Annotated in this window: 5 protein-coding genes; 1 reads left to right on the top strand and 4 read right to left on the bottom strand. The window is 62.6% G+C overall.

Annotation, left to right across the window (positions count from 1 at the left end; translation table 11 throughout):
- Positions 1-49 precede the first annotated feature (49 nt).
- The 3 genes from EN893_RS24990 to EN893_RS24980 are packed head-to-tail and all read right to left on the bottom strand — an operon-like array spanning position 50 to position 1,737.
- Positions 50-631 (bottom strand): cob(I)yrinic acid a,c-diamide adenosyltransferase, encoded by a 582-nt coding sequence (locus EN893_RS24990; RefSeq protein WP_127270629.1) that lies wholly within the window; start codon positions 629-631, stop codon positions 50-52.
- 22 nt (positions 632-653) lie between these two features.
- The gene (locus EN893_RS24985; protein ID WP_013529428.1) at positions 654-845 is read right to left on the bottom strand and encodes a twin transmembrane helix small protein; all 192 of its coding nucleotides are present in this window, start codon (positions 843-845) and stop codon (positions 654-656) included.
- Positions 846-870: 25 nt separating this feature from the next.
- The gene (locus EN893_RS24980; RefSeq protein ID WP_127270628.1) at positions 871-1,737 is read right to left on the bottom strand and encodes an SDR family oxidoreductase; all 867 of its coding nucleotides are present in this window, start codon (positions 1,735-1,737) and stop codon (positions 871-873) included.
- A 55-nt stretch (positions 1,738-1,792) separates the two neighbouring features.
- Between EN893_RS24980 and EN893_RS24975 the strand changes: the two genes are divergently transcribed.
- A complete protein-coding gene (locus tag EN893_RS24975) occupies positions 1,793-2,644 on the top strand; it encodes a YihY/virulence factor BrkB family protein (RefSeq protein ID WP_127270626.1) in 852 nt (283 codons plus the stop codon).
- A 142-nt stretch (positions 2,645-2,786) separates the two neighbouring features.
- Here the strand turns inward: EN893_RS24975 and EN893_RS24970 are convergent.
- Positions 2,787-3,372 (bottom strand): DMT family transporter (locus EN893_RS24970; RefSeq protein ID WP_164901082.1); only part of this gene is annotated, 586 nt, incomplete at its 5' end.

Here is a 3,372-nt window from a genome sequence, read left to right as displayed (position 1 = left end):
GTCGTAAAGCGGGATGAACATGCCCCAGGCCCTCTTCCGCTTTCGACAATCAGCGGTTCTTGCCGGGAACCCATAGCACGTCGGCGTTTCCGTTGTCATTGACCGCCCGGGCGGCGACAAACAGGAAATCCGAGACCCGGTTGATGTATTTCAGACCGTCGCGGTTGACGTGCTCGTCCGGATCCTGGGCAAGGGCCACGATCAGCCTTTCGGCCCGCCGCGCCACGGTGCGGGCAAGGTGAAGTGCCGCCGCTGCCGGCGTGCCGCCATTGAGCACGAAGGATTTGAGCGGCTGAAGCTCCTTGTTGAGAAGGTCGATGTCCTTTTCGACCCGGTCGGTCTGCACGGCGACGATCCGAAGCGGCTCATAGCCGAGCGGCTTGCCGTCGTCGGGCACGGCGAGATCGGCGCCGAGGTCGAACAGATCGTTCTGGATGCGGGAAAGCATGGCGTCGATCGCGGGATGGATCGCGGCCGTGTGGACCCGGGCGATGCCGATGCAGGCATTGGCTTCGTCGACCGTGCCGTAGGCGTCTACCCGCAGGTCGGATTTCAGCCGCCTCTCGCCGGTGCCGAGACCCGTGGTGCCATCATCGCCGGTGCGGGTGTAGATCTTGTTGAGCTTGACCATTTCGCCTCCCCGCCGACATCCCTCACTTGCGGGTGAAATACACCGCAAGCAGGATCAGCACCAGCGCCACGGCCTGCAGCATGACGCGCGCCTGCATCAGCTTGTTCGATGTGACGCCGGAGCCGCCGCGCATCATATTGATGAGGCCACGAACAAGCACGACCGCAACGGCGACCATGACCAGAATGGCGAGAATGTTGAAGACGGTTGCCATTGTTTCGTTCCAGTTGTTTTGGCGTTCAGGCGCGTTTGGCCATCAGGCGGTAAAGCATCGATGCAGGCAGGATGCGTTTGAGCACCGCACCGATCCTGGCCGGCACTGTTACCACATAGTGCGGGCGTGGGCGCCGCGACAGAAGTGCATGGCGCAGCGCCGCATGAACGACTTCCGGCCCTGGCTTCAAGGCCGATTGGCTGCCGCCGGTCCGCAGCCGCTCGAGTTGCGCCGCATAGTCCACGCGGTGCACGGAATTCTCGTGGTCGATGTTGCTGAGAAACCAAATGAGGCCATTGCTGGCGATCTTCGACTTCACCGGCCCCGGCTCGATCAGCGAAACGTGGACGCCGCTGCCGGCCAGTTCCTGGCGCTGGCAGAGCATCAAGGCCTCCAGTGCATGCTTCGACGCGGAATAGGCGCCGCGAAAGCGCACCGGCACGAGGCCAAGGATCGACGAACAGTGGACGATGCGGCCGTCACCCTGGCGGCGCATCACCGGCACCAGCCGGCGGGTCAAATCATGCCAGCCGAAGAAATTCGCCTCGAACTGCTGCTTGAGCGCCGCAACGGGCAGATCCTCGACGGCGCCCGGCTGCGCATAGGCGCCGTTGTTGAAAAGGGCGTCGAGCCGGCCGCCGGTGCGGTCGAGCACCGCCGCCACCAGCGAGGCGATGGAGTCCGGCTCGCAATAATCGAGATAGAAGGCCTCGATGCCATCGGCTTCGAGCGCGGCGATGTCCTGCGGCTTGCGCGCCGTTGCGAACACCCGCCAGCCTTCTGCCTTCAACGCGCGGGCGCAGTACGCGCCTATTCCCGAAGACGCACCGGTGATGATAATCGAGCGCAACTTTCGCGCCGGACTGTTCGTGGTTTCGCCAAGGGTTGCCATTTGCCGCAATCCCTTCCCATATTCCCGGCGTGGAGACAATTGGAGGGCGCGGTTCTTGTTGCGGAAGATCGTAGCCCTCAAGCGGGTCCTCTACGACGCGCTCGGCCATTTCAACACCGATGACGGCTGGGCGATGGCCAGCCATCTGGCGATCACATCGCTGATGGCACTGTTCCCGTTCCTGATCTTCGCGACGACGCTGGCGAGCTTCCTGGGCGCGCAGGCGTTCTCCGACACCGCCGTGCATCTGGTCTTCGACACCTGGCCCGAACAGATCGCCAAGCCGATCGCGCGCGAAGTGCTCAATGTGCTGACCGTCCGGCGCACCGACCTTTTGACCTATGGTGTGGTGCTTGCTGCCTATTTTGCGTCGAACGGCATCGAGGCGCTGCGCACGTCGCTCAACCGCGCCTATCGCGTTTCGGAAACGCGCGGCATCATCTACCGCCGGGTGCAGAGCATCATCTTCGTTCTCATCGCCACGGCCGGTTTCCTGGCGATCAGCGTGCTCCTGGTGTTCGCGCCGCTGCTGGCGCGGATCGCCGAAGCCCATATCGACTGGATCAAGCCCTATATGGGCACCATCACGCTGTGGCGTTACGTCATCGCTTCGGCGGTCATTGTCGGCGGATTGTTTGCCGTGCATTTCTGGCTGCCGGCGGGCAAGCGCCGCTTCGTCTCGCTGGTGCCGGGCATCGTCTTCACGCTGGCGGCATGGCTTATCGGTTCGACCATCTTCGCCACCTATCTCGACCACTTCTCGTCCTATGTGACGACCTATGCCGGCCTGGCCTCGATCATGATCGCCGTGGTCTTCCTCTACATGGTCTCGGCGATCTTCATCCTTGGCGGCGAGCTCAATGCTGCGATCAGCCGCTATCTGGAGGCACGTGCGCGGGTGGGATGACAGGTAGAATTGAGGAATTGAAGAACTGAAGGATTGGAGAAAAAGCGGGCCATATCCGGCGCTGTCTGTGCTTCTTCCTCAATTCCTCAATTCCTCAATTCCTCAATTCCTCAATTCCTCAATTCCTCAATTCCTCAATTCCTCAATTCCTCAATTCCACAGTTCTTCCCTTCGTCTGCCGCGCCGTTGCCAGGCCAACGCCGAATGTGGTGATCGCCATGCCCACGATCTGCAGGGCGTTGAGCTGCTCGTCGAACAGGGCCCATGCGATGACCGCCGTCACCGCCGGCACCAGGTAGAACAGCGACGCCACCTTCGACATCTCGCCGTCGCGGATCATCACCATCAGCAGGAAAATGGCGCCGAGCGACAGCACCAGCACCAGCCAGGCCATGGCGAAGATCAGCTCGCCATTGATGACGACGGTGTGGGTTTCGAAAGCGAGCGAGGCAAGGAGCATCAGCGAACCACCGCCGACATATTGCCACATGGTCGCCGCGACGAGGTCGCCGCCGGAGGCGAAGCGCTTCTGCCAGATGGTGCCGGCGCTCATGCCGAGCACCGAGACCAGTGAGGCGGTCAATGTCGCCGCGGTCACGCCGCCGCCCAGCGCGCCGAGCTTCGGCCACAGCACGATGACGATACCGATGAGGCCGATGCCAAGGCCAAGCCAGTGGCGCGGCAGGATCGCCTCGCCGAGAAACTTACCGGCAAGCACCGCCGTGATC

The organism is Mesorhizobium sp. M7A.F.Ca.CA.004.04.2.1, from assembly GCF_004022825.1.
In the GTDB taxonomy this organism is placed as follows: Bacteria; Pseudomonadota; Alphaproteobacteria; order Rhizobiales; family Rhizobiaceae; genus Mesorhizobium.
Note: the sequence above shows the minus strand (reverse complement) of the source record. Positions and strands in the feature narration are given on the sequence as shown.